Annotated in this window: 27 protein-coding genes; 17 read left to right on the top strand and 10 right to left on the bottom strand. The window is 46.8% G+C overall.

Features of this window, described 5'->3' with window-relative positions:
- Positions 1–158: 158 nt before the first annotated feature.
- Entirely contained in the window at positions 159–1,304 is a 1,146-nt protein-coding gene (locus tag LN737_RS19990) for a glycoside hydrolase family 18 protein (protein ID WP_405511591.1), read from the bottom strand.
- Positions 1,305–1,448: 144 nt separating this feature from the next.
- Here LN737_RS19990 and LN737_RS19985 point away from each other — a divergent pair, with 144 nt between their 5' ends.
- The 6 genes from LN737_RS19985 to LN737_RS19960 all read left to right on the top strand — a co-directional run bounded on the left by LN737_RS19985 (position 1,449) and on the right by LN737_RS19960 (position 4,889).
- On the top strand, positions 1,449–1,934 hold the full coding sequence (locus LN737_RS19985; protein WP_405511590.1) for a hypothetical protein: 486 nt from the start codon (positions 1,449–1,451) through the stop codon (positions 1,932–1,934).
- Positions 1,868–2,494, top strand: a complete 627-nt coding sequence (locus LN737_RS19980; protein WP_405511589.1) for a sensor histidine kinase — start codon at positions 1,868–1,870, stop codon at positions 2,492–2,494. The genes LN737_RS19985 and LN737_RS19980 overlap by 67 nt, the downstream gene beginning before the upstream one ends.
- Positions 2,475–3,083, top strand: a complete 609-nt coding sequence (locus LN737_RS19975) for a LytR/AlgR family response regulator transcription factor (RefSeq protein ID WP_405511588.1) — start codon at positions 2,475–2,477, stop codon at positions 3,081–3,083. The genes LN737_RS19980 and LN737_RS19975 overlap by 20 nt, the downstream gene beginning before the upstream one ends.
- Positions 3,071–3,322, top strand: coding sequence for a LytTR family transcriptional regulator DNA-binding domain-containing protein (locus LN737_RS19970; protein ID WP_405520467.1), 252 nt, complete (start codon positions 3,071–3,073; stop codon positions 3,320–3,322). Before LN737_RS19975 ends, LN737_RS19970 begins: the two co-directional genes overlap by 13 nt.
- A 155-nt stretch (positions 3,323–3,477) precedes the next feature.
- Entirely contained in the window at positions 3,478–4,674 is a 1,197-nt protein-coding gene (locus LN737_RS19965; RefSeq protein WP_405511587.1) for a S41 family peptidase, read from the top strand.
- A 62-nt stretch (positions 4,675–4,736) separates the two neighbouring features.
- Complete coding sequence (locus tag LN737_RS19960; RefSeq protein ID WP_405511586.1) at positions 4,737–4,889, top strand: hypothetical protein; 153 nt, start codon at positions 4,737–4,739, stop codon at positions 4,887–4,889.
- Between the two features lie 35 nt (positions 4,890–4,924).
- Here LN737_RS19960 and LN737_RS19955 read toward each other — a convergent pair whose 3' ends face one another.
- The 3 genes from LN737_RS19955 to LN737_RS19945 all read right to left on the bottom strand — a co-directional run bounded on the left by LN737_RS19955 (position 4,925) and on the right by LN737_RS19945 (position 7,807).
- On the bottom strand, positions 4,925–5,827 hold the full coding sequence (locus tag LN737_RS19955; protein ID WP_405511585.1) for a cyclase family protein: 903 nt from the start codon (positions 5,825–5,827) through the stop codon (positions 4,925–4,927).
- Positions 5,828–5,910: 83 nt separating this feature from the next.
- Positions 5,911–6,447, bottom strand: coding sequence for a DUF4833 domain-containing protein (locus tag LN737_RS19950; RefSeq protein ID WP_405511584.1), 537 nt, complete (start codon positions 6,445–6,447; stop codon positions 5,911–5,913).
- Between the two features lie 196 nt (positions 6,448–6,643).
- Positions 6,644–7,807, bottom strand: a complete 1,164-nt coding sequence (locus LN737_RS19945; protein ID WP_405511583.1) for a hypothetical protein — start codon at positions 7,805–7,807, stop codon at positions 6,644–6,646.
- A 148-nt stretch (positions 7,808–7,955) separates the two neighbouring features.
- Here LN737_RS19945 and corA point away from each other — a divergent pair, with 148 nt between their 5' ends.
- From corA to LN737_RS19930, 3 genes are all read left to right on the top strand, one after another.
- Positions 7,956–9,074, top strand: a complete 1,119-nt coding sequence (gene corA, locus LN737_RS19940; protein WP_405511582.1) for a magnesium/cobalt transporter CorA — start codon at positions 7,956–7,958, stop codon at positions 9,072–9,074.
- A gap of 85 nt (positions 9,075–9,159) precedes the next feature.
- Entirely contained in the window at positions 9,160–11,670 is a 2,511-nt protein-coding gene (locus tag LN737_RS19935; RefSeq protein WP_405511581.1) for a bifunctional UDP-N-acetylmuramoyl-tripeptide:D-alanyl-D-alanine ligase/alanine racemase, read from the top strand.
- A gap of 260 nt (positions 11,671–11,930) precedes the next feature.
- Positions 11,931–12,506, top strand: coding sequence for a dihydrofolate reductase family protein (locus LN737_RS19930; RefSeq protein WP_405511580.1), 576 nt, complete (start codon positions 11,931–11,933; stop codon positions 12,504–12,506).
- A 62-nt stretch (positions 12,507–12,568) separates the two neighbouring features.
- Here the strand turns inward: LN737_RS19930 and LN737_RS19925 are convergent, their stop codons facing one another.
- A complete protein-coding gene (locus LN737_RS19925) occupies positions 12,569–12,781 on the bottom strand; it encodes a hypothetical protein (protein WP_405511579.1) in 213 nt (70 codons plus the stop codon).
- A gap of 148 nt (positions 12,782–12,929) precedes the next feature.
- On the opposite strand from LN737_RS19925, the gene LN737_RS19920 reads away from it, so the two are divergent.
- From LN737_RS19920 to LN737_RS19890, 7 genes are all read left to right on the top strand, one after another.
- Positions 12,930–13,139, top strand: coding sequence for a DUF6965 family protein (locus tag LN737_RS19920; protein WP_405511578.1), 210 nt, complete (start codon positions 12,930–12,932; stop codon positions 13,137–13,139).
- A 655-nt stretch (positions 13,140–13,794) separates the two neighbouring features.
- Entirely contained in the window at positions 13,795–14,040 is a 246-nt protein-coding gene (locus tag LN737_RS19915; protein ID WP_405511577.1) for a hypothetical protein, read from the top strand.
- A gap of 114 nt (positions 14,041–14,154) precedes the next feature.
- Positions 14,155–15,180 (top strand): rod shape-determining protein, encoded by a 1,026-nt coding sequence (locus LN737_RS19910; protein WP_405511576.1) that lies wholly within the window; start codon positions 14,155–14,157, stop codon positions 15,178–15,180.
- Between the two features lie 258 nt (positions 15,181–15,438).
- Complete coding sequence (locus LN737_RS19905) at positions 15,439–15,837, top strand: hypothetical protein (RefSeq protein WP_405511575.1); 399 nt, start codon at positions 15,439–15,441, stop codon at positions 15,835–15,837.
- A gap of 438 nt (positions 15,838–16,275) precedes the next feature.
- Positions 16,276–17,703, top strand: coding sequence for a sensor histidine kinase (locus LN737_RS19900; protein ID WP_405511574.1), 1,428 nt, complete (start codon positions 16,276–16,278; stop codon positions 17,701–17,703).
- Between the two features lie 226 nt (positions 17,704–17,929).
- The gene (locus tag LN737_RS19895) at positions 17,930–19,228 is read left to right on the top strand and encodes a TMF family protein (protein WP_405511573.1); all 1,299 of its coding nucleotides are present in this window, start codon (positions 17,930–17,932) and stop codon (positions 19,226–19,228) included.
- Between the two features lie 1,257 nt (positions 19,229–20,485).
- The gene (locus LN737_RS19890) at positions 20,486–21,082 is read left to right on the top strand and encodes a DUF6134 family protein (RefSeq protein ID WP_405511572.1); all 597 of its coding nucleotides are present in this window, start codon (positions 20,486–20,488) and stop codon (positions 21,080–21,082) included.
- Between the two features lie 17 nt (positions 21,083–21,099).
- On the opposite strand, the gene LN737_RS19885 is transcribed toward LN737_RS19890, so the two are convergent.
- Positions 21,100–21,315, bottom strand: a complete 216-nt coding sequence (locus LN737_RS19885; protein ID WP_405511571.1) for a hypothetical protein — start codon at positions 21,313–21,315, stop codon at positions 21,100–21,102.
- 122 nt (positions 21,316–21,437) lie between these two features.
- Here LN737_RS19885 and LN737_RS19880 point away from each other — a divergent pair, with 122 nt between their 5' ends.
- A complete protein-coding gene (locus tag LN737_RS19880; protein ID WP_405511570.1) occupies positions 21,438–21,725 on the top strand; it encodes an ArsR/SmtB family transcription factor in 288 nt (95 codons plus the stop codon).
- 29 nt (positions 21,726–21,754) lie between these two features.
- Here the strand turns inward: LN737_RS19880 and LN737_RS19875 are convergent, their stop codons facing one another.
- From LN737_RS19875 to LN737_RS19860, 4 genes are all read right to left on the bottom strand, one after another.
- Positions 21,755–23,488: a tail fiber domain-containing protein gene (locus tag LN737_RS19875; RefSeq protein ID WP_405511569.1), complete on the bottom strand. Its 1,734-nt coding sequence runs from the start codon at positions 23,486–23,488 to the stop codon at positions 21,755–21,757.
- 232 nt (positions 23,489–23,720) lie between these two features.
- Positions 23,721–24,404, bottom strand: coding sequence for a hypothetical protein (locus LN737_RS19870; RefSeq protein WP_405511568.1), 684 nt, complete (start codon positions 24,402–24,404; stop codon positions 23,721–23,723).
- Positions 24,405–24,468: 64 nt separating this feature from the next.
- Positions 24,469–25,431, bottom strand: a complete 963-nt coding sequence (locus tag LN737_RS19865) for a THUMP-like domain-containing protein (protein WP_405511567.1) — start codon at positions 25,429–25,431, stop codon at positions 24,469–24,471.
- Positions 25,431–25,682 carry a hypothetical protein gene (locus LN737_RS19860; protein WP_405511566.1) on the bottom strand — a complete coding sequence of 84 codons (252 nt, stop codon included), beginning with the start codon at positions 25,680–25,682 and terminating at the stop codon, positions 25,431–25,433. Before LN737_RS19860 ends, LN737_RS19865 begins: the two co-directional genes overlap by 1 nt.
- Positions 25,683–25,704: the final 22 nt, after the last annotated feature.

The raw sequence follows: 25,704 nt of genomic DNA, 5'->3' as shown, positions 1-25,704 counted from the left end.
TGGTACGTTTGTCGGGCATGCAACCCGCTTCGTTTTCGCTGAATATATTCGATTGGAATCCGGTAACGATTTCCCAACGGGTATGCTTGATACCAAACCCGATACGGTAAGATTCACAAACCGTATCGGGGTGGTATACTATTAACTGTCACCAGAAATTACTTGCCTAAATCCTGTACAAGGGCGTTGAGGAGCGTACTTTTTTGCTGTAAGTCATAGATGTACTCCCAAAACATAACGCCTGCCAACTGTTTCGATTTAACGTAGTCAACTCTGTTTTTGAGTGATTCAGGATCAGCGTAGGAGATAAACATATGGGAGGTTGGATTCCATAAATACGGCGATTTTGCCTCGTCATCCCAGTAGCGGGTAAACCCGTTTTTGTTGATGTATTTCGCCATCAACTCATCATAACTCAGAAAGTAGTGCTTGCCCGTAGCGGGTTGGTAGAGTCCATTGTTCTGATCTTTTGCATCCGCCCAGCCTCGTCCATAGAAAGGAAGGCCCAGTACAATTTTGCTGGCGGGGACACCCGCTTTAATATGGCCATCTACGGCCGAAACACTGCCATTACGGGCGTGAGGGGGTTTGTCTGACTGATTCAGCGGACTGTGGTGGCCGGTTTGCTTGTCGTTGCCGTGATATAGGTCATACGTCATGATGTTCACGTAATCGAGGTATTTATGCGCCTTTCCCAGTTCGGTATGGTTCACAAAGGCCGTATCGCCCCCGGTCGCGGCAGTGAGCAGATAATGGTTAGTGCCGGTTCGTTTGTCCTGTTTACCAACTTCATCCAGCCGGTCGCGGATCGCCTTCAGAAACAGGGTAAAATTCTGTTTGTCTTCGGGGCGGAAGATGTTGCCTGCGCCAATCTGGTCGGGGTATTCCCAATCGATGTCGACGCCATCGAGCTTGTGTTTTTTGAGGAGAGCCACCGCACTATTGGCAAATTTCCGACGCGACGCATCGGTCAGAGCGGCATCCGAAAAATATTTACAGCCACCCCAGCCGCCGATTGAAATAAGAATTTTTAGGTCTTTGTTGACGTTTCTCAGCGATGTCAGAGCTGCCAGATTGGCATCATCTTTCACATTCAGCGGAGCTAGCTCGCCATTCTGGGCGGGTATCGCAAAGGCATAGTTGATGTGGGTTAATTTTTGGGGATTAATCTGCTCTTTTGTCCAGCCATTGCCCGTTACGTAGCCAATAACAACGTACGGATGGCCGGTCTGTGCCCAGGCAGGAAGACTGGACGTGAAAAGCAGGAGAGAAAAAGATACGAGGCAAAACAGAAATCGTTTCATTGATTGAAAATAGAGGTGGTTGACCGACAAAGATAAGCAAGCCTGTGGCTTGAGTGCCCTGTTTTGGTGAGTTGAGCCTTCTTTTCCCACAGTTCGGTAGTCGTTGGCTTTTGCAATGCAGGTTGTTTTGGCATCTTTACAGAAATGGAGAAACTGAACGACCGATGGTTGCGGCTGGCTGGCGTACCACTTATTTCAATTGTCTCGAACTTTATCTTTTTTCAGCCCGACAACGATGCCCGGCACATCAGCCGCTGGATGGCACTCGGGCTGAGCCTGGTGGAGTGCGTTCTGGTGTGGGAGGTTGCCCGAATCGGGATTCTCTGGGCGCGTCGGCGCTACCCCCGCCTGAACCAGACCGCCCCCCGCATACTGGCTCAGATTCTTTGGTTTATCAGTACCACGGTTATTCAACGGATTATCATCGTTTATCTCTATGACATAACCCGGTTCTGGGGATATGCCATGACCGAGCGGGCTTATTGGGTCAATACGTTAATTCCGTTGTTGTTTGTAGTACCGTTGGCAACGATTTACGAAGCCCGTTATTTATATCGTCAGTGGTGGACGACCTACTACGAAGCCGAACAACTAAAAAAGAGTCGCTTCAAAGTCAGCTCGATTCGCTGAAAGCGCAAATTAACCCCCATTTTCTATTCAATAGCCTGAGCGCTCTTTCGTCGCTGGTGAGCGAAAACCCGAAGCAGGCCGAACGATTCATCGAAGAGCTGGCGTCCGTTTATCGGTACGTTCTGCAAACCAATGAGGAATTGCTCACGACCCTGAGAAGCGAACTGAACTTTATTCAGGCCTATTTCCACCTGTTGCAAATGCGCTTTGGGCGGAGTGTTGAGCTGGAGGTATCAGTTGATGAACCACGTCAGAGTTTTCTGATTCCGCCCCTTACGTTGCAGCTCCTTGTTGAAAACGCGGTCAAACATAATACAGCACTTCCCGCAAAACCGTTGTTGATTCAGATCTATACCGATCAACATAATAGGCTGGTTGTACGCAATACGTTACGTCGGAAACAAAATCTGGTGCCATCGAACCGGACTGGCCTGACGAACATCAAAACAAAGTACCGATTATTGGGACAGCCCGACGTAGTGGTTCAGGAATTGGATGATTGTTTTCAGGTGATGGTGCCGCTTATTCACGAAAACCGCTATGACTATACTTATCATTGAAGACGAGGAACCCACTGCCCGTAAACTTCAGCGACTTCTGACCGACGTAATGCCGTCCGCTCATATTGCCGGTATGACGGTCAGTGTTGAGGAGTCGGTTGAGTGGTTGAGTATTAACCCTCGGCCCGACCTGATCTTTATGGATATTGAACTGGCTGACGGACAGAGCTTTGATATTTTCAATCGATTTGCCGTAAAGAGTCCGGTCATCTTTACAACCGCTTACGACGAATACGCCATTAAAGCGTTCAAAGTGAATAGCATCGACTATCTGTTGAAGCCAGTGAAAGAGGCCGATTTGCGTCAGGCACTGGAAAAACTTCGCCACCTCAAAGACGTACTGCCGGATTCACCCACAGAGACCCCAGTAAGCACCCTAGAAGCCTCAATCGAGAATCTGCTTCGGCAACTTCAGAGCGCAAATCCTGCTTCGTTACCATCGGCTCACAGCCCATCTGCCCAGAACTTACGCACCCGGCCAGCTGAGGGCTTTCGAGACCGTTTTCTGATTAAGCAGGGGCAGCGCCTGTTCCCGGTGCAGACTGATGAGATTGCGTATTTTTTTCGAGAAATAAACTGTCGTTCCTGAAAACCCACGACAACCACGAATGGCTGGTTGATTATACGATGGATGAACTGTACCAAATGCTTAATCCACAGCGCTTTTTTCGTCTTAATCGGCAAGTTATTGCTGAAGTACGAGCCGTTGATAAGCTGTATCTGTACTTCAACGGAAAATTAAAGATCAATCTTCTACCGGCGTTTGATGAAGAGGTAATCGTTAGTCGCGAAAAGGCGGGGGAACTGAAACTTTGGCTGGGTGAATAAAATCGACGGTTCAGTCAACAAACCTGCCTTTTCGGTAAGCACATCGTTTCGCACACGGCTTCTGGGAGCCAGTTTTGCTTTTGTAAGACGGGTGGAAATCCGCAACTATTGACACTCACACTGCGGCAAGAACCCGCGTTACAAAGCAATAACGAATGAAAACAAGTCGGCACATTACGTTCATTCTCCTGATTTTGAGCTTGTCCACCTTTGGGCAGACTATTACGCCGGAACAGCTCCAGAGGGATTTCACCCGTTTCCGAATGGCGCTCAACGAAGTTCACCCGGAAATGTATCGGTACACTTCCAAAGCAACGTTCGATTCGCTTTTTTCGACAACGCAGGCCCGATTAAATCACCCCATGTCGCAACACGAATTTTACGTGACAATGGTGCCCCTATTGGTAGCTCTGCGCGATGGTCACATCAAATGGATTGTCGCGGGCAAAGACGAACATTACCCCTTTTTTACAGATAAACTATTCCCGTTGAAACTTTATTTCCTGGGCGAAAAAGCCTGGATAGCCGGTAATTATGGCTCTGTTGACCTGCCTGTTGGCGCCGAGGTAATGGCTATCAATGGAAAACCAATTGCCGAAATTATACAGACATTACTGCCGAATATGACTTTTGCCGACGGAAATCGGATAGGAGGGAAGCTGGAAGATCTGAACCATTATTTTTCTGGCTATTACGCTACGTTCATTGGTGCGCCAGATACGTTTGCTGTTACGTACCGGGCTGGTAGCAACGAGAAGAACGTAACGCTTCGGCCTGTAACTGAGCCGGAAATCAAGGCCTATGCCGAGAAAAATAAACCTGTTTACAAAAGCCCATTTCGAATGGAGTTTGTCAATGAGCGAACAGCCATACTGACTATCGAAGCGTTTTTCAAGGAATCGAATGGGCTGAAGTTCAAGCCCTTTGTGGCTGATGCGTTTCGAGACATACGCCAGAAAGGTATACAGAATCTGGTGCTTGATCTGCGCGACAACGAAGGTGGTGAAGAACCATTGGGCGTGTTGTTGTACAGCTATTTAGCCAAACAACCTTTTCAGTATTACGATCACATCAGCGTTCGGCAGAAGAAGAAATTCTCGTTTCCGGCCTGGACATCGAAGCTCTACCGAATGGCGAAATTTATGGTGGTGAAGAAACGTGGAGATGGGTATGCTTTTACCGCTCAACGTGGGTTGAAAGTTACTAAACCGCAAAAAGATGCCTACACTGGAAAACTATATGTATTGCTGAATGGCAACAGCTTTTCCGTTACAACTGAGTTTGCTGCCCGTGCTCATGCCGACAAGCGGGCTACGTTTGTGGGGCAGGAAAGCGGGGAGGGTATAAACTGAATACAAGCGGAATTTTCACCATCACGCAATTACCGAATTCGAAAATCGACCTCGGCATTGGTATGTTTGGCTATCATATGGCCAATGTGTCAGCTTATCCTTACACCGATCGGGGCATCATTCCTGACTACGTTGTTGAGCCTACAATCGACGATATAGTGAACCAACGCGACCGGATTATGGATTTCACGTTAACGCTAATCCAGTCGCAGTAGTCAGCTCTGACCAACGATCAACGTAGCACCGGACTTTACCCGGTGCTACGTTGATCGAATCTTCGCGTGGGCACGTACCGGAAACGTGCCCACGCCTTTGAATTTTGGGGAATTGCGCTGAAGGTAAAACTCTCGTCCGGCAAGGCCGATAAATTGCACAGGTGTTCCACAATCAGGATGTTATTGCCCAGAAGTGTTGTGTGAACCGGACGGCTTTTGCCCCTGGTATCATCGATATTGTGCGAATCGATACCCACGAGCTTAACTCCACAGTCGCGCAGATAATCAGCCGCTTCGGCCGTTACGTATGGGTGATTTGTGTAGTACAGGTCTGTATTCCAGTGTGCATCCCATCCGGTATGAATCAGTACGGCCCGGTTTCTGATTTCGTGCTGCTGTAAATGAGCGGGTGTTACCGCCAGTGTTTCGGTGTGAGGTACCCGAATGACAATACCTTCCAGATCGGTAAAGGCTTCCAACCCAACTTCGGCCAGGTCGTGGCCGTCGGGAAAGCGGTGAAAAGGGCAGTCGAGATACGTGCCGGTATTTGTTACCATCTCAATTTTACCAATCTGAAATTCGGTTCCGGCTTCGTAAAACTGGCGCGAATTTTCCCGGCTCAGGTAATCGCAAATGATGGGGGCGGGTAGTCCTTTATACGTAATCAGGCCATCTTCGATGGTATGGCTTAGGTCGATGAGCAGGTTTCGGTCGCCTTTTACGTCGATAGGTTTTCGTTTATGAGGCTCGTCAATGATGACCTTGTTCAGAATTCGGGTCTGGCCCACCATCAGCAGGCGCAGGTCGGCAATGATGTAATCAGCCAGTTCGCGGTCCGAAATATCGTCGCCCGCAATATCGAGCCGGAAATCCTCACCTTTCAGGCTGCCGCCGTTGGTGAAATAAAGCTCAAAATCAAATTTTACTCTCTTTTGCATTCGGTTATGGACCTGTTTGCCCGAAAGATACACGGTTTTGTAAATCCAGCAGCGTGGAGCAGCTGTCAATGCGGACGAAATGCCTAGATCGTGATTCGCTCGTAAACGGGCTGACCTCTCTCCACATCAATTCCGTACAATTCAATATAGGCGACCTTTGGAACCAGATGAAAGGAGTTTGCCAACTGCACAAATATTTTTTGAAGGCTGGCATTCTGACCATTAATCAGCATCATGGCAGCGGGTTTACCCTGGCGCTGAACAATCTGTATGGGACGTTTCGGGTAAGCGTTCAGCCGAAGCTCATAAGTGTCGATTTGGTTCGCAGTAGGGCGATGCTGGTATCCATAGGCCAGCTGCCACTGAATGGACGATAACTCCTGACGCTGCCCGTGTTCGGCGTATCGCATCCAGAAAACCTCAACCGGCTTTTGCGGAGAAAACTTTTGATCGGCCGTGAAATTGGCCTGATAGACAACCATATTGGCGTCTTTGCTACGCTGAAGATAAAACAGCCGATTCGGTGAGGCCGGTACCGATCCCGGAGTTTCGCAGGCTTGAGTGGGCAACGTATCAAACGCTAACCAGGCAATCAGCAGCCAGAAGACGACTCGATTCATAAGTGCAGTTTTTTTAAGAATTAAACCGACTGAATTACAGCGCAAAACTGGTCAGCCTGGCTTAATAAGAAAACAGTACGTAGTATAGACAGTAACTATTGGTTGCTCAACGCGCAGGAATCCCTGCTGAATTGTTGTCAGCAACGGTCGGATGGGGTGATCCAGGCGATGAAATGGGCTTTTTTGCCGGAATACACTAATCACGGGCATACTTCGTGCGAAGTCGTCGGGCTACGTCCCCGGCCAGTTCGTCCTGCATGCTATCGTAAAGACGCCATCGGGTGGGCGGAAACATGTCGGCGCTTTTTAACGACTGCCCATTCAGGGCCCGGTCATCGCCACTAAAGGTTTGCCATTCGGTTTGCCAGCTTCGACTTTCACCAATAGACTCCTCCCATAAAATCTGCCCGGTTTGGGTATCCACAGACCGCATTCGGAGGTTGAGGTAAGCCTGAATTTCCCGTCGATATGTCGTTAACGTACCCTTCACTTTTTCTTTGATGTCAACTTTCGTCGAGTCGTTGATTTTCTTTTCTCCAACCTTGTATTCAAGATTGCTGTAAACCGTTGTGGATGACGATGAATTGCTCTCGGCGTAGGGCGTATAGTCCGTAACAATCATCTGGACAGCCTGATGAAGCGGATACCCGTCGCCAGCCTGTTCATCGGGTTGGTATAGGTGCACAAACGTAGAAGGAGCCAGGTTTCGGCCAATTTCTTTCAGAATGAGTCCCTGCAATTCCCGATTGTCGTCGGGGCTTAGCTCATTCGTCGGGCTGAGCGGCTCTACCACAACGCGCAAAATAGCGAAGGGGAATGCCTCGTCGGCTTTGGCGCTAGCCTGCTGGTAATCCGGAATCCAGTCGAGAGCTTTGTGGTAATTCAAATAAGCATCTTTAGCTGCCAAACGATTGGTCTGGCGGTAGGCAAACGCTTGTTCAGCAGCCTCATATCGGTCAGCAGCTGCCAGTTCGCGGGTGTCCTGCTGACGGTCGGCGTAGGATGTCGGGAACGTACTGAGCCATTCCGAACAGGTGACGCATTTCCGGGCGTTATCAGTTAATATTTGCAGCGCAACGTATTCTTTGTACACAGATTCCCACCGGAACGCATCTCTGTTGGTTGAGGAAGATAACCGGCGGATGGTTGACTGGTGCAGTTCATAAGCCTGAACGAACGCCTGCTGTAACACCTGCGTAGCCAACGGATGGCCACGTTTGCTCAGTCCGGGACGTTGTTGAAGCCGCTGTGACGCTTTCTTAACGGCAAGGTCAAAATGACCCCGCTTGAGGGCTGTTTTACCGCTGCTGCAGGCCGCCAGCAAACCAACTACACCGATGAACAGGAACAGCCGAAACATAGCAGTAAGATACGATTTTCTAAACATTAGATAACCCACGTAGTAGTTGGTTTATCTTTGATTTCATTTTTGTTTACTTCCCCTGTTTCGGGTCCAGAGGCAGAATCCTGCACGTGGCATGAGGAGCCTTAAACGTTAGCACAAAACTATGTCGAAGCACCGACGTAATCACTCGGCCGAGAAACTGCTCGGCACCTCGCCTGGTACGCTTACGTACGTTGGTGCGGAAATTGAGCATGCCACAAAAATCAAACGCATTGAATACAATGCAACCGACTATCACATTGACGACACCAGCCGGCTGAGCGCATGTCGACTGCCCGCATCCAGTACACCTTATGTCAACTGGATTGATGTTGATGGGATTCATGAACCAAAGGTCGTAGCGGCTCTGGGACAGCAGTATCACCTCCATCCGCTGTTGCTCGAAGATGTGCTCAATACCGAACAGAAACCCAAGATCGACATCTACGATGAGATTCTGAATGGGAACGGCGCCATAGGACCAACGAGTCCGGTGGTATTCGTCACCCTTAAAATGCTTCATCACAGTCGGCAGCGGCAGGAAATCGATGTCGAACACATAAGCCTTGTGTTGGGTAAAAACTACCTGATATCGTTTCAGGAAGAGCGCACGAAGGATATTTTCGAGCCAGTAATCGAACGCATTAAAGCGTCATCGGGTAAAACCCGGCGCAACGGCCCCGATTACCTGCTGTATGCCCTGATGGACGTCATCGTAGACCATTACTTTTTGATTACAGAACGTATTGGCGAGAAACTGGACGAAGTAGAGGAGCAGATTGTGCAGGAGCGGGCGAATCAGCAGACACTCTCTACGTTATACAGCCTAAAGCGCGAACTCGCCATCATCCGGCGTACGGTAAATCCGGTCCGCGATATTATTGGCACCCTTCTCCGGGAAGAATCCGATTTAGTTCAGCATACTATTTTTCCGTATCTGCGCGACCTGGCCGACCATATCAACCAGGTTATTGAAACGCTTGAGTCGTACCGGGAACTTATTGCGGGATTGATGGACGTTTACTATTCCATAGTCAGCAACCGAATGAACTCGGTTATGAAAACACTGACCATCATTTCGTCCATTTTTATACCGCTGACGTTCGTTGCTGGTATTTATGGTATGAATTTCAACAACATGCCTGAACTACGTACGCAAAACGGTTATTTTGTCGTTTGGGGCGTAATGATCGTCATCGCTATCGGCGAAATTATTTACTTCAAACGGCGGGGGTGGATGTGAGGGCCGCCAGTCCGCTGACGAGTTGTTTTATCGGATTTCCTTACCAACAGACTGACTCGCCAAACAAGTAGCGACCAACTGAAACATGATAACGAGAGATAGTCAATTAATTAATAAACAGTGGATTACCGACTCGCGGCAAGTGTCGGGGGTGGGTGCGGATGAGCAGTTGGCGGCTAGTGTGTTTTTTGCTATACGGGGCGATCATCATGATGGTCACGACTTCATTGGCGAGCTGTATCGAAAGGGTGTCCGGCAGTTTGTTGTCGAACGGGTGGCCCTGACCCCTGATCGTCGAACCGAGCTGTTAGCCTATGCCGATGCTCAATTTATTGAGGTTGACAGTAGCCTGAAAACCCTGCAGGACCTGGCTGCTGAACACCGCCGTCAATTTCGTATTCCGATCATTGGTATCACAGGTAGCAATGGGAAAACCATTGTAAAAGAATGGTTAGCCCAACTGTTAGCCGACGATTACGTAGTGGCGAAAAGCCCTAAGAGTTATAACTCCCAGTTGGGCGTGCCGTTGTCAGTTCACGGACTAACGGCCGGGCATACGCTGGGAATTTTTGAAGCGGGTATCTCCAAAGCGCACGAGATGCAGACGCTGGAAGCCATCATTCAGCCGAGCGTTGGCATTTTTACCAACATGGGCACCGCGCATGATGAAGGCTTTCGGACCCGGAAGCAAAAAATAGCAGAAAAATTGCGGTTGTTTATTCGCGTCAATACGCTTATCTATTGTTCTGATTATGCCGAGATTGACGACGAAGTCCGATTGCTTCTGACGGCTGTTAACCCTAAAATGCAGCTGATTACGTGGGCGCTGACGGGCAAAGAAGCAACGTACCAGGCCAGCCTAGACAAGGACCGGCTGAGTTTGCGGGGGCAACTGGCTACGCATCAGTTGAAGCTCCCCTTTACGGACCCGGCCTCGGTTGAGAATCTGATTCATTGCCTCGTTACGATGCTCACGTTACGTTCGTGGACGAACGATGAACTTCAGAGTCGGTTGAATCGGCTGAGGCCCGTATCCATGCGGCTGGAGCAGAAGGAAGGCATCAACAACTGCGTACTGATTGACGATTCATACAACAACGATGTTGTGGGGCTACAACTGGCGTTACGTTTTCTGAATCAGCAAAATACGCGCAATCGTCGGGTAGTGATTCTATCCGACGTACTGCAGTCGGGGCAGCCCGAAGCGGAGCTGTATGAACAGGTCGGAGCGTTGATGCGAACGCAGGAGGTCGACCTGTTTATTGGCATTGGCCCGGTCGTTAGCCGAAACGCCCGATTCTTTGGGGATTCCAGTTTGTTCTATGCCACAACGGATGACTTTCTAACGCAATTTCCGTTTGGCAACCTGCGCGACAGTACGGTGCTGATAAAAGGAGCAAGACCTTTCTCTTTCGAGCGGATTGTGCATCGGCTGGAGCGAAAAGTACACGGTACCGTGCTGGAAATTAACCTCGATGCTCTAACTCATAACCTGAATTACTACCGCGAAAAAGTAGGACCCGAAACCCAGATTATGGTGATGGTGAAAGCATTTGCCTATGGCAGCGGTAGTGCCGAAGTGGCTCAGTTGCTTCAATATCACCGGGTTGATTATCTGGCGGTTGCCTATGCGGATGAGGGCGTATCACTCCGGCACAATGGTGTTGATCTGCCCATTATGGTCATGAATCCTGCTCCCGAAACTTTTGCGGCTCTGCTCGAATACAATCTTGAGCCGGAGATATACAGCATGAGGCTATTGCGGGAATGGGGGCGGTTTGTGGCGGAGGTCAACGAACAGAAACCGGTCGGCGTGGCCCTTACTCAACCATCCAGACCCAACGCGCCCTACGCCATGCATTTGAAAATCGACACTGGTATGCATCGACTGGGGTTTCTGGAGAACGAGATTCCGGACGTTGCTGGCTATTTAAAACAGCACCCGCTTCTGCACGTAGCAACGGTGTTCAGCCATCTGGTGGGGGCCGACGAAGCCCAGTTCAATTCCTTTTCGCAGCAGCAGTACGAAACCTTTCTGCGTAGCACGGCTTCCCTCGAACGAGAACTCGGCTATCGACAAACGCGCCACCTGCTCAATTCAGCCGGTATCGTACGATTCCCCGATTTTCGACTCGATATGGTTCGATTGGGCATTGGACTGTATGGTGTGGAGGCAAGTGGCATTGATCCGTTGTCGTTGCAAACGGTCGGTACATTACGAACCGTCATCAGTCAGATAAAAGCCGTCCGGGCGGGTGAGTCAGTAGGCTACAGTCGTCGGGGCTGGCTTGATCATGACGCCCGTATCGCCACACTGGCCATTGGGTATGCCGACGGCTACGATCGCCGATTGGGAAATGGGGTCGGCGAAGTCTGGGTAAACGGCACGCGCTGCCCAACCGTAGGTAATGTTTGCATGGATATGACGATGATCGACGTAACACAGGCGTTTGCCAGTGAGGGCGATGAGGTTGTGATTTTCGGCAAGGATGTGTCCATTCTTGACCTGGCCAGGCGAATCGGAACCATTCCGTACGAAATTCTGACCGGCGTCAGCGAACGGGTAAAACGTGTGTTCTTTAAAGAAGGTAATTAGGGCTGACGGAATGTCCGCTTCGTTTAATAACTCGTGAATACGTTTAAAAAGTCGCCTGTCGGGCCTGTACTACGTAGTGAAGTTGGATCTAGAAAGCGTCTCCATTTTACGGCCATATTCACGACTCTGTAAGGGCGGACCGGCTTTCTTCCGGCCTGTTGGTGATTGTCACAAACACCCCTCATATTGTCACGATTGCCCCCTAGGTACGTACCTCGTTCGGGTTAACTTTGTATAAACAGTAAACAAAAACAAACGAGATGAGAAAGCTCAGAATTCTGGAACATATCTCACTGGACGGCGTGATTCAGCATGAAAATGACGTAAACTTCAAATATGGCAACTGGACGTCACCTTATCGGACGCAGGATGGCTTAGAGGCAGTCGTTGAGGCACAGGGCAGTGAGTTCGATCTGTTGCTTGGCCGCCGTACCTACGATTTATGGTCCGAATACTGGCCGAAGGCCAGGGATACCCCAATTGCGAACGGTTTGAATGCGGCCACGAAATACGTTGCGACCCACAGGCCGGAGAGCCTTGAATGGGGACCGTTCGAGGACTTAGGCGCAGACATTATAGAGGGTATTCGTGCTGTCAAGTCAACGGACGGCCCTGACCTGATCGTCTGGGGGAGTTCAACGCTGACGCCTGTGTTGCTCGGCCAGGGGTTGGCCGACGAGGTTGTACTGCTGGTCTACCCGGTCTTGCTGGGGCGGGGCAAACGCTTTTTTTCGGACAGTGTGGACCCGTGCAAACTCGCTCTGGTCAACACAAAGGTGACGGGCACAGGCGTACTCATAAACACGTACCGGTACGTCGGATCGCTACAAATCTAAGTTTGGTTTTTACGTTTTTATAATTACAAAACCAGCCTTTTTACGATCCTTCCTCAGCATCTTCAGACGAAGCTGGATGAAATTTCTCCGTTGCTGCTGATAACGAATTCATCATCAAAGCTAACTTTCACTACCGTAATATCGCGGGCTTCGGGATGCTCTTTAAGAAATCGTTCATTGGCGTTTTCTACAGACATATTTAAATACGCTTTCTTCCAGGGCTTGGGCTTGATGGACCCATACCCGGTAATAATGACTAACATGTTGGCTGCCATAAGTGAAATGTTTGGTTGACGAAATAGGGCGTTTTATTGGTTTAAACCCGTAAATCGGTTCGGTGAAGCAATCCGTAGCTATTGATTTTGCGCTGTAAGCGCCTGTTTGGCCAGGTAAGGTATCTTAAAAAAACCATAACTTTACCTAATGAGCAATGACGATATTGAGTTGATCAGGTATTTCGAGAATGTACAGTTGCCAAACCCTCCCTTCAGGCTGAGCGCTAGTGAACTGATTAGTGACCTCCCCGCCTTCATAGCGCTTCAGATTCGGCATTTGCAGAGCGGGATGAGCGCTGCTACGAGCCGGGCTAAGTTAAGGCAGCTAAAAGAACGGTTAACTGAAATGGATCGATAGGCGAGTCCATCTCCAAATCCGGGTATTTATCCGTTAATACGTTTGGACCCAGAACGAAAATAGAGCAGATACACTGACAGAAGAAAAAAATCGGCTTCAACAATGAGCCGATTTTTAGAGAACTCGTTTATTACACACGATTTGATCCATAAGGCGAGATTTAGAAAATTGATAAAATTTGGTTTTCTGGCTGCTAAAGTCAGATAGATGAACGTAACGTACTGTCAGTTAGCCAAACTTCCTGCCAATAAGCAAGCCTGCAGCAAAGCTGTTACGTAATGAACATGCCCGACAGAAAAATGATTATGAGTTGGAGAAATAATTAATTTGTTGCCAATTATGGCAACCTTTATTCAGAAATTTCTCTCTTCGGTAGTTTCCTTTCCTAATTCGCACTTTAATTCGCAATTTCCCGTTAACAACATGAGTAAATGGCATGAAGGAGACCTTTCCGTAATCCTTCATGTTTATCAGGTATTGGCCTAATCCAGACACGCAATAAATTCAACCAGCGCTAGCTTAACTGACTTTCGTTCCGTTACGGATAAACCCCTTCGATCATTTATAATTGACTCATTACGGGTAAGCCTCATCTCTGGTGACGCCCTGAATTAGTTTGACCCTAACTCTTTTAATCGCTTTACCTTTCGAGAACATGGAAATAATTGTAGTGGTAACGTTGGTGGCAGGTGTTCTCTGGTTTCTTTTTCAGCATTTTCGTAAGCAGCAGCAACAAAAGCAGGAACTGTTGATTACTCAGGCTTACCAAGCAGCCATGGCCAGTGGCGACAAGGAACAGGCCCGAACATGCGGCCGGGCTTTTTATTCATTTTTTCGAAAAGGCGAATTGACGCTCTACGACGAACAGGCAATTATTCGGGACTTGAGTTCAATGAAATAGATAATGACCTTACGTTATTATCGTTTTTGTACAACAGTACGTTGACTCATTGCCGCAGCCCATTACTTGTGGCAACAATATCCTTAGAACCGGAACGCCCCTATTGGACAAAAAATGAATTTCTTTAATTTTTTTACCAGTGATATTGCCATTGATCTGGGCACAGCAAACACGCTGATTATCCATAAAGATCAAATTGTCGTTGATGAGCCTTCCATTATTGCAATGGACAAAATCAGCGGCAAGGTTTTGGCCATTGGTCATAAGGCCATGCAGATGCATGAAAAAACCAATGAGAACAGCAAGACAATCCGGCCGCTGAAGGATGGCGTTATTGCCGATTTTACTGCGGCTGAATTGATGATTCGTGGACTGGTAAAGATGATCAATCCAACCAACCGGCTTTTCTCACCTTCTCATCGGATGGTTGTTAGCATTCCTTCCGGTATTACCGAAGTTGAAAAGCGGGCCGTTAAAGATTCCTGCGAACACGCTGGGGCCAAAGAAGTATATATGATGCACGAACCACTTGCAGCTGCAATTGGCATCGGCATCGACATTACTCAGCCCAACGGCACGATGATTGTCGACATTGGTGGAGGCACAACTGAAATTGCGGTAATCGCTCTGTCGGGGATTGTCTGCGAACAGTCGATACGTATCGCTGGAGATGTGTTTACCCGTGACATTGTCGATTATATGCGCCGGGAGCATAACCTGCTGATTGGCGAACGGTCGGCAGAACAGGTTAAAATGGCAGTGGGCTCGGCGCTGTCGGAGTTAGATAACCCACCACCGGATTATGAAATCCGCGGCCGTGACCTGATGACAGGGATTCCCAAAGAAATTAAGGTGACGTATAGCGAAATCGCTTATTCAATCGATAAGTCAATTTCAAAAATCGAAGAGGCCACCATGAAAGCTCTCGAAATGTCGCCACCAGAGTTATCGGCTGATATTTACACCAACGGTATTCACCTGACAGGGGGAGGGGCTTTGCTGCACGGACTTGACAAACGCCTGGCCATTAAAACCAAGTTGCCCATCCATATTGCTGATGACCCGCTCAAGGCGGTTGTAAAGGGAACTGGCGAGGTAATCAAGGATATGGAGCGGTATCGATCTGTTCTGATCAGTTAACTTACCTCACGAGCCCATAAAGCATTATTGACGTACTAGGGCTAGAGTCTCAATAGGTACGTATTATTTGCCTGAAAATGAACAATTTATGCTGGTCATTTTCAGGCGGGCGTCAGCCGGAAATAATTGCACAGATATCTATCGCTTCTGCTTCTCAAAAGTACTATTCTTCGACTCAATTTTGACAGGGAAAGCTGGCAAAGAGGATGACCTTTGTTATGTCCTGAACGGACTACAAAACCAAAACCTCTTTGCACCATGAAAACCCTCATCAAATCTCTGCTCCTCGTTTTTTCGATAAGTCTGATACCTGTATCGGCCTCTCTGGCTGAATCGAATCCAATTGGTCGTCCGGCGGCTGCCGCATCCTATAAGACGGGTATTTACACCACGAGTGAAGGTAAACTCAACATTGCGCTCGATAAAGAAGCAACGGGCATTGTCGACGTTCGCTTTAAACATACGTCGGGCAAAGTGCTTTTCTCGCAGCGACTTTGTAAGAAAGAAAAAACCTCGCGCATACGGCTGGATATGAATGAGTTACCAGACGGCGATTATCAGGTGGAAATTACCAACGGTGTTGAAACAACCGTTCATGCTGTAACGATATCAACAAAACAGCCCAGCACACCAAGCCGGTTAGTGGCTGTGAACTAAGCTGAATACCACAAGCCTATCCATACCCGAATCGACTAAACTGCCTTGTCGTTACTGACTTTTCTATCCTCAACCCTTAATCGAACAACAAACCCGGCATCATGGCACAGCAAGATTCACAATTCGATAGCGGAAACGTAGCCACAACCGCCCTTGTCCAGAAATCGCTTTGGAAAGCTAATGGAAGCGTTGACCATCAATTCGCTAATGCTTGATGAACAGTAGCTATAGTCGGGACATGTTGAACCCTGAAAGGCTGGATTTACATCCGGCTTTTCAGGGTTATAACCTATTCACAGGCAACAGAATAGTTGGGCTGATGCCAGATCCAGATAAACCGTTTCTATGTTTTTACTTAAATCCACTCCCCCTTGTTCAGAAGCGTTAATACCACGTTTGAGAAGATTAGTTCTTGTTTTTAGTTGATACCTGTTGCCTATGCATCGATATATTGTTGTTTTTTTGATTGCCAGCCTAACGATACGTTCGTCTTGTGCCCAAACCTCTAAGGTTGACAGTTTACGATCACTGCTGGCTCAACACCCTCAGGCAGATACGTTTCGGGTAAATCGACTCGTCGACCTGGCAATTGCAGAAGGCAACAATAGCTGGACAGCTGATAAGGTTGCCCAAATTGATTCAGTAGCTACTCAATCATTACTATTAGCCCAGGCATTAAACTACCCATATGGCGAAGCAAATGCCCTCTTACTGAAGGCCATGCCTAAGTTTATTCAAGGCGATCTGGCAAGTTTTCGGGCATTAACAAACCAGGGGATGGTCCTTACACAGAGAAATACTGACCAGGCAAAGATTAGTAAGTTACCCACAGACGTAGGGATGAAGGCCAAGAGTGAGCAGCTGAATAACGGAGATCATTACCAACGTCAGTTATTGTACACATGGCTGGTTGTGCTAATCCTGATTACTGGACTGCTGGCTCAGTATTACGTGAATAAACGTCGCGAAATGCAGATGAACGTTTTACTAGAGCAACAGAAGCAGGAAATTCAGAATCAACGTGCACAACTTGAACAGACCCGTATAGAGCTTAAAGTTGCTCAGACCCAGCTAATCCAGAAAGAGAAGATGGCTGGTTTAGGCGAATTAACGGCCGGTATTGCTCACGAGATTCAGAACCCACTGAACTTTGTCAATAACTTTTCAGAGGTAAGTACTGATATACTCAGTGAGTTGAGCGAAGGACCCCTACAACTACTTCCTGAATCAGGACAGGCATACGTGCTGGAATTGATCGATGATTTAACCAACAATCTGCAAAAGATAAATCATCACGGGCAGCGGGCCAGTAGTATCGTAAAAGGTATGCTGAATCACTCCCGTACGTCAACTGGCGAGGTTCAGGCGACAGACCTCAACTCGTTAACTGACGAATATCTTCGTCTGGCCTTTCATGGGCAACGGGCTATTGATAGAGAGTTCAGTTGTTCATTAATCACACACTTCGATCCGCAAATTGGTAAGGTCAATCTTATGTCACAGGAAATGGGCAGGGTACTGTTAAATCTGTTCAATAATGCTTTCTATGCTGTGCACGAACGTCAGAAGAGAGCGGGGGATACGTATCAGCCAACAGTTGCGGTTGATACCCGTAAGACACATGCAGGGATTCAGATACGAGTGAGCGATAATGGCACAGGCATGCCTCAAAGCATACAGCAAAAAATATTTCAACCCTTCTTCACAACCAAGCCTATAGGTGAAGGAACGGGCCTTGGCCTTTCACTCTCTTACGAAATCATTACGAGGGGACATGGTGGTGTGTTGTTGGTAGAGAGTCAGGAAGGCTCTGGTACTGAATTTATTATTCAGTTGCCAGCCGGCATTTATACTGTTCAGCGCTAGGTTCAGAAAGCTAGAAAAATTGTGCTTTACAGGATAGTGCAACTGCTAATTCATCAATATTTCCTAAAAATTGGTTTACGGAAATAAGTATAAATAGTTAGTTAAGCGTATAATAATAATAGTAAATATAAAAATATTAAAATAATGACGATTGTTTTTTGGTGTAATAAGAATTTATTGTTTATATTTGAATACAATCGGTAATATATAAACAATTATACCTTATATGATTTTCATACGTTCATATGTAACTATAATAGCTTTCCTACCTATAATATTAAATAGTGTTCAGGCCCAAAACAATATCTTGTTTATTAACAAAAATGTAGCTGCGGGCAATGGGGCCGGATCAGCTATTACTGCCGGGGTAAATAACGTTTTTGTCGGATATCAAGCCGGGCGAGCAAACACAACAGGAACGGGTAATACTTTCTTGGGTTTTCAAAGCGGTTATAATAATACGACTGGAATTGCTAACGTCTTTATTGGGTCCCAAGCTGGTCAATCCAACACTACAGGAATAGGTAACATGTTTTTAGGGCAATTAGCGGGAACTAGTAATTCAACAGGCTCTTATAATCTCTTATTTGGTAACAGTACTGGACAAGCTATTACTATTGGATCAGGTAATACAGCTATGGGGGATGGTGCTCTATTAAATAACACCGATGGTACCTCAAATACGGCGGTTGGTAGATACGCAGGACTTTATAATAACGGTATGAATAACGTCTTCATTGGTAATGGTGCCACAGTAGCGCAAACTACTCCAACCATAACCAATGCCACAGCCATAGGATCCCAGGCTCAGGTCTCTAAAAGTAACAGTGTTGTTCTAGGAAATAATGCTAATGTTGGAATTGGTACAACTGCCCCTAATGCCAAATTGGAAGTAGTATCCGGAACGTCGGGTGTTTCTGGATTGCGACTGACTAGTCTGGGCACGAATGCGACCCTGTTAAGCCAAACCAAATTTTTAACGGTGAATGCCAGCGGAGATGTGGTATTGGGGAGTATAAATGGCTCGGCCCGATCTGCAGCCAATACAGAAAACTCGTGGCAAACTAATGGAGAAAACCTTCAGAATACTAATACTGGTGGGGTAGTCATTGGACCTGGGGTCAATAGAACCCCTTCGGGTTATCGTCTCTACGTAGCCGATGGCGTATTGACCGAAAAAGTAAAAGTGGCAGTCAAAAGTACCGATGACTGGTCAGACAAGGTATTTGAAAAGACGTACCACCTCAACAGTCTGAAAACTGTTGAACAATACATTGAGGCTAATAAACACCTACCAGGTGTACCATCAGCCGAAGAAGTTGTTCGCCAAGGCCTGGACGTAGCCAAAATGGATGCTAAGCTGCTGGAAAAAATTGAAGAACTTACCTTATATAGCATTCAGTTGCAGCATGAACTAAACGCGGTTAAGCAACAACGGCAGCAGGACCAGCTGGAAATACAGTCGATGAAGGAGAAACAGGCTCAACTGGTGCGTTTGGTTGAAGAAAGCCTAAAGCGTAAATAACCGGCCATAAATTAGCCCCGTTACGTTTTTTCCGTTTACTGAACTGTGGCCTCGGCTACCTACGTATAGCAGATCTGCTATACGTAGGTAGCCGAGGCCATCACGTGCTTCGGGATTATACTAGCTTAGAAACAGCCAGGTTAATCTGATATTGCAGCCGTTCGAACGACAAAATGTACTTCGTTCTCGACTGTTTATCCCATCCGGCCTGATCATAATACCGTCTGAGCTGTTCAAGATCCGTTTCTGCACTATTCAATAAAATGGTGTGAGCTAAACAATAGCCTGGATTGTTTGGACTATTGCGTTTTAATTGTTTGGCCAACCTGCTGATTCGCTTATAACTGGCTACGAGCGGGGAAGGACCTTGTTCAGCTGCAAACTGTTGAACATAATCGTTTTCTGCCAAAATCTGGCTTTGGAGAGAAAGTTGCATAGAGAGTAGGGAGGGACTTTCTCTACTAATTCTAAATTTTTTTAATTAGTTCGTTTTGAGGAGCTTACTCTTATTCAACTAACGTATCAAACTATACTAAAATTAATAATTATACCTATTTATATATTTTTACTTTAATAAATAACCGTATCTATTTATTCTGTATATTCACTAAATATATTTATAAGTATACATATTTTGATTAATGTAATTAACAAAGATTCGTGAATGGTGTAGAGTTTATAAATAGACGTTACTGAAAAAAAAGTTTATTTCTAGGAAAAAAATTCTAATTTCTGTTCCTGATCCAGCGAACTACCCGTGCTGCGAGTATAATGACGAACAGGACAAACCACATCCAGATAATGTCTACTAGTAAAATCAATAGTGCGCCTGCATAAGGATAGCTGATCCAAATTCGTTGGTATAGAGTAGGAAAGGTAGCACGAAATGCCATTGGAATTAGCAGTAGACCCAGGATCAGAGCAGTTGATGCTTGCCTTTTCATATCGGTTGAAACAGGTGCTACTTTTTAACGACTTTTTTCATGGTGTAAAAGCCTGTTTTTCAATTGTATACTAATGAAGCCTATTTTTGTTCCCTAACCGATTGTTGTTAAAAATATGAATAATTACTTAAACGAATGCAGAATGAACGCTTTTGAAGGAAAGGGCATATGGTGTGAGTAATTTGTGTGACCATTTTTACTTTTTACCGAAAACTGCATAATCCCCTTTTTTATTAGTATATAGGGGTATCTTACGTTCAGATTGTCTTATCCATGTAATGGATATAGACAAATTTCAAATCCTCTTTGGCATATGTTACTCGGGAAATGGCTTGGAATTGGCCTGATTCAAATGCTGTTGACTCAGCCCTCATTCCATCCTACACTTTTGTATGATGTGATTGTTAATAATCATACAGTAGGGGTGATGCAGGTAACAGCCTTGCCTACCGCGACTGGCCTGCAGTACCGTGTGGATGCTGATGTACGGTTGCAGTTGCTGGGTGAGCGTCGGATGATTACCCGATTTACAAGTACCTATCAGGATAAGCTGCTAACCGAAGCGCGGTTCCATGACCAGCTTAACGGCAAAACCCGCCACGATGCACTGGTCCGCTGGGATGGAATGGCCTATCGGATTCTGGTCAACGGCGCTCATTCGGAGTTGAACAACCGACGCGTCACCTATAGCACAGCGAGCCTTTATCTGCAGGAGCCGTTGGGGATTCGAGAACTGTTTTCTGAACGCCATGGCCAGTTTTGCCCACTGCGGCCTGTAGCCTCGCATGTCTATGAAATGACTTTGCCCGATGGGCGTAAAAACCGCTATCGATACGTTGAGGGCGTTTGCCAGGAAGTAGAAGTGCAACAGGTATTATTCACCATTTATTTCCGGCTACGTCACAACTGATTTTAGGTCGACTTGATCTATCCAGTAACGATTACCTGATTGGTTGGACCTACCGATAGCGCGAGTTCATCATCAAATTCAATGATATCGACTCTGGGGTGATCCTTGTCCTGAAAGTGTTCTTTGTATCGCTTCACGGCTTCTTCCTGACTAACATTTAAGTAAGCCCGCGTCCAGCCGGAAGGGTTGTGAGAACCAAAGCCAGTAACAACAATAAGTCGATTGGTTGCCATAGTCTATAACGTTTAGCTACATAAACCCATTGGCAGGTTGCTTGTTTAAGCCAGGCAGGCCAGAGTCTTGTTTAAACGCATGTGCTTACTTATATTGCATAAATTTGACTCCCTGAACGAAGATGAGTGACACGAAGGTTGATCAGGCTGCTGAGGTACTGAAATTGATGGCTCATCCAATACGTATCCGAATTATATTAGCGCTGACTGAAAGGTCCTCTGTGAATGTATCGACATTGCAACAGCAATTACAGGTTGATATATCGTTGTTGTCACATTGTCTGACCAAAATGAGAGACCATGGACTTTTAGAGTGCAGTCGCCAGGGTAAAGAGCGATACTATTCATTAACAAACAGCAGCATCACACAGGCTTTAATGATCCTACTGAACCGGGAAATGAGCAGGTAAATGCGGGCAGGCGGTACGGTGTGGCTACCTTACATTCTCTTACTTACCCGGGGGGGGGCCGAGTTGGCCATGCCCATTAAGCCCTGTAGCTGTTTTACCTGGGCTGATAACTGACTATACGCTTCATTACTTTCTTTTAACCGGGCTTTAAGGTCTTCAATTTCAGTGTGCAGGTCTTTAACCGATTGCACTAAGGGAATAACAAACAGGGTGTATCCTAACGTATAATAGTCGGCACCTTCCTGTTTACGAACGCCTTCAAAATCGTAGCCTACTGCTTTAGCGGCCGCTTCAACGTCCTGGGCGATGAACCCACTATGAAGTATACTATCCTCTTTGACATTCACTAACGAATACCCTACCAGTTTTGCTTCCTTCACTTTGTTGATATGGTACGTGACCGGAATTAGTTTGGTGATAAAATTTAAGCCCGGAACGTTCGCCTGAATATCCTCCTTGATGCGTTTGTCGGAGAGGGAGGAGATGGTTTGTACATTACAACGGAGAGACGTAATACTGTTGTCACCCAGCACAATCTGATTACTGGCACTTACCACGGCATTCGCTCCAATGGCGGTTGTGTTGTTTAGATTGGGATTTGCTGAAGTTGGTCCAGCGTTATAGCCCAATGCCGAATTGCTGCTGCCTGTTTTATTATAACGTAATGCAATGGTTCCTGCGGCAGTATTACCCTGACCGGTTGTATTCGCGTTCATGGCAAGAGTGCCCGTAGCCATATTACTTTGCCCGTTTGTATTCGAAAGTAAAGACGAGTTTCCGACTGCTACATTGTCATGTCCATCAAGGTTAGAAACTAAAGCATCCTCTCCAATTCCTACGTTGGCATAGCCAACTGTATTAGCGGCTACGGCATTGTGTCCCAAGCCTGTGTTAGCGTAGCCAGAGGTGTTGTGTTGCAGAGCGCCTGCTCCAGTCGCCGTATTATAATTTCCGCTTGTATTGGCTTGTAAGGCTACCTGCCCCAATGCAGTATTGTCATGACCATTGGTATTATCCTGAAGCGTAACGCTGCCGATGGCCGTGTTGCCTGAGCCATCAAGGTTGCTGTAAAGCGCTTTATATCCTGAAGCTGTATTGTAATTTCCGCTTGTATTGGCCTGTAAGGCTACTGTTCCGGTTGCGGTATTATAGTTACCTGTCGTATTCTTAAACAGGGTTTGGAAACCTGAAGCGGTGTTATAATTGCTACTCGTATTGCTGGATAATGCCTGAAAGCCTATGGCCGTATTTCCTTGGCCTGTATTTGCACTGTTTAATGCCAGATGGCCCAAAGCTGTGTTGTACGAAATCTGATCAATTCGGCCAGCATTCTGGTTATTTACTCTAAAATTTAGCGGTACGTTATCTCGGGTACCCAGAAAATTGGTGCCACTGATAGTTCCCGAATTACCAGTCAGGCTCCAGGCTGTATTGCTGCCCGTTGTCATTACGGCGCCACCTGGGGTCCAGGTTGGGGAGGCTACCGTTCCTGTATTAACTTCTATCTGTTTGGTTGTACTATTAAAAATAAGTAAGCCTACCGCCGGACTCTGGATCTGATCTCGTTGCGTGCTAGTTATCGAGGGCACTAACAAACCTCTGTAGGCATTGCCCGATGTGTATGGCCCTGATTTGACATCCAGCGATGCTGATCCGTCTATTGTGCCAGGGGTCGGACCAATCCCAACCTGTGCATAGAGGCTATTAATAGCTGCAAACACACACAGGAATACCCCCTGTATAACTAAAGCTATGGTTTTCATGACGTCGAGTAATTAAAAAAACTATATATGAAATTGATAAAAGAACGTGGATTAATAATATGATAGGTGAATAAATGATTTTATGGATCAGGGTCTTCTCGGATATGGGTTGTAAATTATTCAGATAGGCTGATATACAATCATCCCCTGTAATGAATTAACAACAGCAGTTAATTCATTACAGGGGATGATTGTACGTTTTTGAGCAGGCTATGCCGACCGACAAATATGCTTAGTTACTCTTCTTGGCCTTTACTGCTTCAACATTGCTTTTACGGCTGTCCAGTTCTGTAAGGGCATTGGCCTGATCCGTTTTATTGGTTTCAATATCTTTCTGAAGCTGTTCCAATTCTTTGGCATTGTCGTCAATGCGCTTGAGGAGCCGTTCCTTTTCTTTGGCATTCTGCTCGATTGACCGCTGAAGCTGTTCGCCTTTCCGAACCAGTTTTTGGTGGTTTTTCTGGGCATCATCGAAACTGGTCTGCGCCAACCGTACTTCCTGATTATACAGCGACGAATTCGAAAATTCTTTCAGTAAACTTTCCGCAGCCGAGTAACCGGTACTGCCCGTCGTAACAAAATTATTGTTGCCCAGATCGTAAGAGGTAAAAATAGTGGCGGAGGTACGTGATGATTTTACGGTACTGACCAAATTGATCGGTTCTGGTGAAATTGCCGGAATACTGGCATTGGTGACGCGATACGTGCCCCGCGAAGAGGAAACCCGCCCGTATTTCTGTAACTGACTTTCCCAATCTTTTTCAATCTGCTTGCCATCGCCCTGAATGGTTAAATAGAGGCCCGATAATTTTGTTTTATCAATCGTGTTTTCACCTGCATAAACGGTTTGGGCATATGAAGAGAGGGTGGAAACAAAAAGAAAAAAAGCTAACACAAATTTCGCTACGGTTTTCATGGTTGTACGGGATTTTACTGGCTAAATAACTGATTTATAGTGAATTTTTCGAAGGAATTTTGCCTCAGTTCAATATATCAACTTTCTGTGTGATCAGTAGTCGTTTATCGCCATTCAGCAGTGTCGTGGCCAGAATATAAACATCGCCCCCTTCGCGCAGGCTTAATTTTTTTCGCAGTTCCGCCACCGACTGCGGAAAGTTACGTACTGTAAGGTTAGCTTTTAGAGTTGGTACGACTGTTCTGATAGCCTTTGCATCGGGTTTGATTACGGCCTGCAGGCTAAAGATACGACCAGGAAAGTCAGAGCGTAGGGTATGGCTGGTATACAAATGACTGTTAGGAGCTAGTTTCGCCAAACTAAATCGGTCGGCAATTAAGCGAAATGCCCCGGCTTTCAACACAGCCGCGTTGGGCTCGTAGACGTACCGTTGTGGCTCACTTAGCGTTACATCTGCAGTACGTTCTTCTGCCCATCTGAAAGCCAGACTGACGGTTCGATCGGGTAGTAGGTTGATGGCATTCATTTGAATTGTATCCTGCGTAACAACTTGTTTTCCAAGTACAAATAATATCTCTTTCACCTCTCCCAGAACGGCAACTACGTGGACAGCTTCAACGGCCCCGTTTAACAGTCGGACGGTCGCATCGACATCAAGTAACGGAGATGTTTTCACTAAAATTCGGTTTGCTTTCCTCAATAAGCCCGAAATTGTGTGTGAATTCGACAGATCTGGTTCGCAGTCTTCCAGCCGCACAACTTTACCGCCCTGTTCATCCCGCCGGTGCGGATCAATATACAGCCAGTCGATTGGTAGCGGTTGCGTATCTAAATTGCCAATAAGCGCGAGTCCATCGCCCAAACGTACCGTTACGTTCGTGACCCCCAACTGAGCCAGATTGTACTCGGCCAGCTCGGCCAGTTCCGGATTGCGCTCTGCATAGGTTACGTGCGTTACGCGCTGAGCAAACGCCCACGTATCAATACCCATCCCGCCCGTCAGGTCAAAAAGTACGTTCCCACTCACTAAAGATGCTTTATAGTGAGCTGTCCGCTCCGACGAGGCTTGTTCAACCGATAAAGCAGGGGGAATATGAGGTTGTCGCTGGCGTACCAGGTTGGTAGTTTTTCGCGGGATTTCTGCCGAGCCCCAATCTGGGCCGCGAGCTTCTTAAGATCCAGGCCAGCCGGATTGGACCGTAGCAGCAATGATCGAACATCATCGCTCAGGTGATCGCGAATGAACTGACGGTCGGCAGTAGAAAGGAAAGGTAGCAATGGGTATTAATTATATTTTAAT

Origin of the sequence: Spirosoma sp. KNUC1025, from assembly GCF_045160025.1 — a bacterium.
Taxonomy (GTDB): Bacteria; Bacteroidota; Bacteroidia; order Cytophagales; family Spirosomataceae; genus Spirosoma.
The sequence above is the reverse complement of the archived record's forward strand: the minus strand, read 5'-3'. Positions and strand labels throughout refer to the sequence as shown.

Excerpts from the sequence above, each read along its gene's own strand:
- LN737_RS19990 (WP_405511591.1), bottom strand. The coding sequence starts at position 1,304 with ATGAAACGATTTCTGTTTTGCCTCGTATCTTTTTCTCTCCTGCTTTTC.
- LN737_RS19985 (WP_405511590.1), top strand. The coding sequence starts at position 1,449 with ATGGAGAAACTGAACGACCGATGGTTGCGGCTGGCTGGCGTACCACTT.
- LN737_RS19975 (WP_405511588.1), top strand. The coding sequence starts at position 2,475 with ATGACTATACTTATCATTGAAGACGAGGAACCCACTGCCCGTAAACTT.
- LN737_RS19965 (WP_405511587.1), top strand. The coding sequence starts at position 3,478 with ATGAAAACAAGTCGGCACATTACGTTCATTCTCCTGATTTTGAGCTTG.
- LN737_RS19960 (WP_405511586.1), top strand. The coding sequence starts at position 4,737 with ATGTTTGGCTATCATATGGCCAATGTGTCAGCTTATCCTTACACCGAT.
- LN737_RS19955 (WP_405511585.1), bottom strand. The coding sequence starts at position 5,827 with ATGCAAAAGAGAGTAAAATTTGATTTTGAGCTTTATTTCACCAACGGC.
- LN737_RS19950 (WP_405511584.1), bottom strand. The coding sequence starts at position 6,447 with ATGAATCGAGTCGTCTTCTGGCTGCTGATTGCCTGGTTAGCGTTTGAT.
- LN737_RS19945 (WP_405511583.1), bottom strand. The coding sequence starts at position 7,807 with ATGTTTCGGCTGTTCCTGTTCATCGGTGTAGTTGGTTTGCTGGCGGCC.
- corA (WP_405511582.1), top strand. The coding sequence starts at position 7,956 with ATGTCGAAGCACCGACGTAATCACTCGGCCGAGAAACTGCTCGGCACC.
- LN737_RS19935 (WP_405511581.1), top strand. The coding sequence starts at position 9,160 with ATGATAACGAGAGATAGTCAATTAATTAATAAACAGTGGATTACCGAC.
- LN737_RS19930 (WP_405511580.1), top strand. The coding sequence starts at position 11,931 with ATGAGAAAGCTCAGAATTCTGGAACATATCTCACTGGACGGCGTGATT.
- LN737_RS19925 (WP_405511579.1), bottom strand. The coding sequence starts at position 12,781 with ATGGCAGCCAACATGTTAGTCATTATTACCGGGTATGGGTCCATCAAG.
- LN737_RS19920 (WP_405511578.1), top strand. The coding sequence starts at position 12,930 with ATGAGCAATGACGATATTGAGTTGATCAGGTATTTCGAGAATGTACAG.
- LN737_RS19915 (WP_405511577.1), top strand. The coding sequence starts at position 13,795 with ATGGAAATAATTGTAGTGGTAACGTTGGTGGCAGGTGTTCTCTGGTTT.
- LN737_RS19910 (WP_405511576.1), top strand. The coding sequence starts at position 14,155 with ATGAATTTCTTTAATTTTTTTACCAGTGATATTGCCATTGATCTGGGC.
- LN737_RS19905 (WP_405511575.1), top strand. The coding sequence starts at position 15,439 with ATGAAAACCCTCATCAAATCTCTGCTCCTCGTTTTTTCGATAAGTCTG.
- LN737_RS19900 (WP_405511574.1), top strand. The coding sequence starts at position 16,276 with ATGCATCGATATATTGTTGTTTTTTTGATTGCCAGCCTAACGATACGT.
- LN737_RS19895 (WP_405511573.1), top strand. The coding sequence starts at position 17,930 with ATGATTTTCATACGTTCATATGTAACTATAATAGCTTTCCTACCTATA.
- LN737_RS19890 (WP_405511572.1), top strand. The coding sequence starts at position 20,486 with ATGTTACTCGGGAAATGGCTTGGAATTGGCCTGATTCAAATGCTGTTG.
- LN737_RS19885 (WP_405511571.1), bottom strand. The coding sequence starts at position 21,315 with ATGGCAACCAATCGACTTATTGTTGTTACTGGCTTTGGTTCTCACAAC.
- LN737_RS19880 (WP_405511570.1), top strand. The coding sequence starts at position 21,438 with ATGAGTGACACGAAGGTTGATCAGGCTGCTGAGGTACTGAAATTGATG.
- LN737_RS19875 (WP_405511569.1), bottom strand. The coding sequence starts at position 23,488 with ATGAAAACCATAGCTTTAGTTATACAGGGGGTATTCCTGTGTGTGTTT.
- LN737_RS19870 (WP_405511568.1), bottom strand. The coding sequence starts at position 24,404 with ATGAAAACCGTAGCGAAATTTGTGTTAGCTTTTTTTCTTTTTGTTTCC.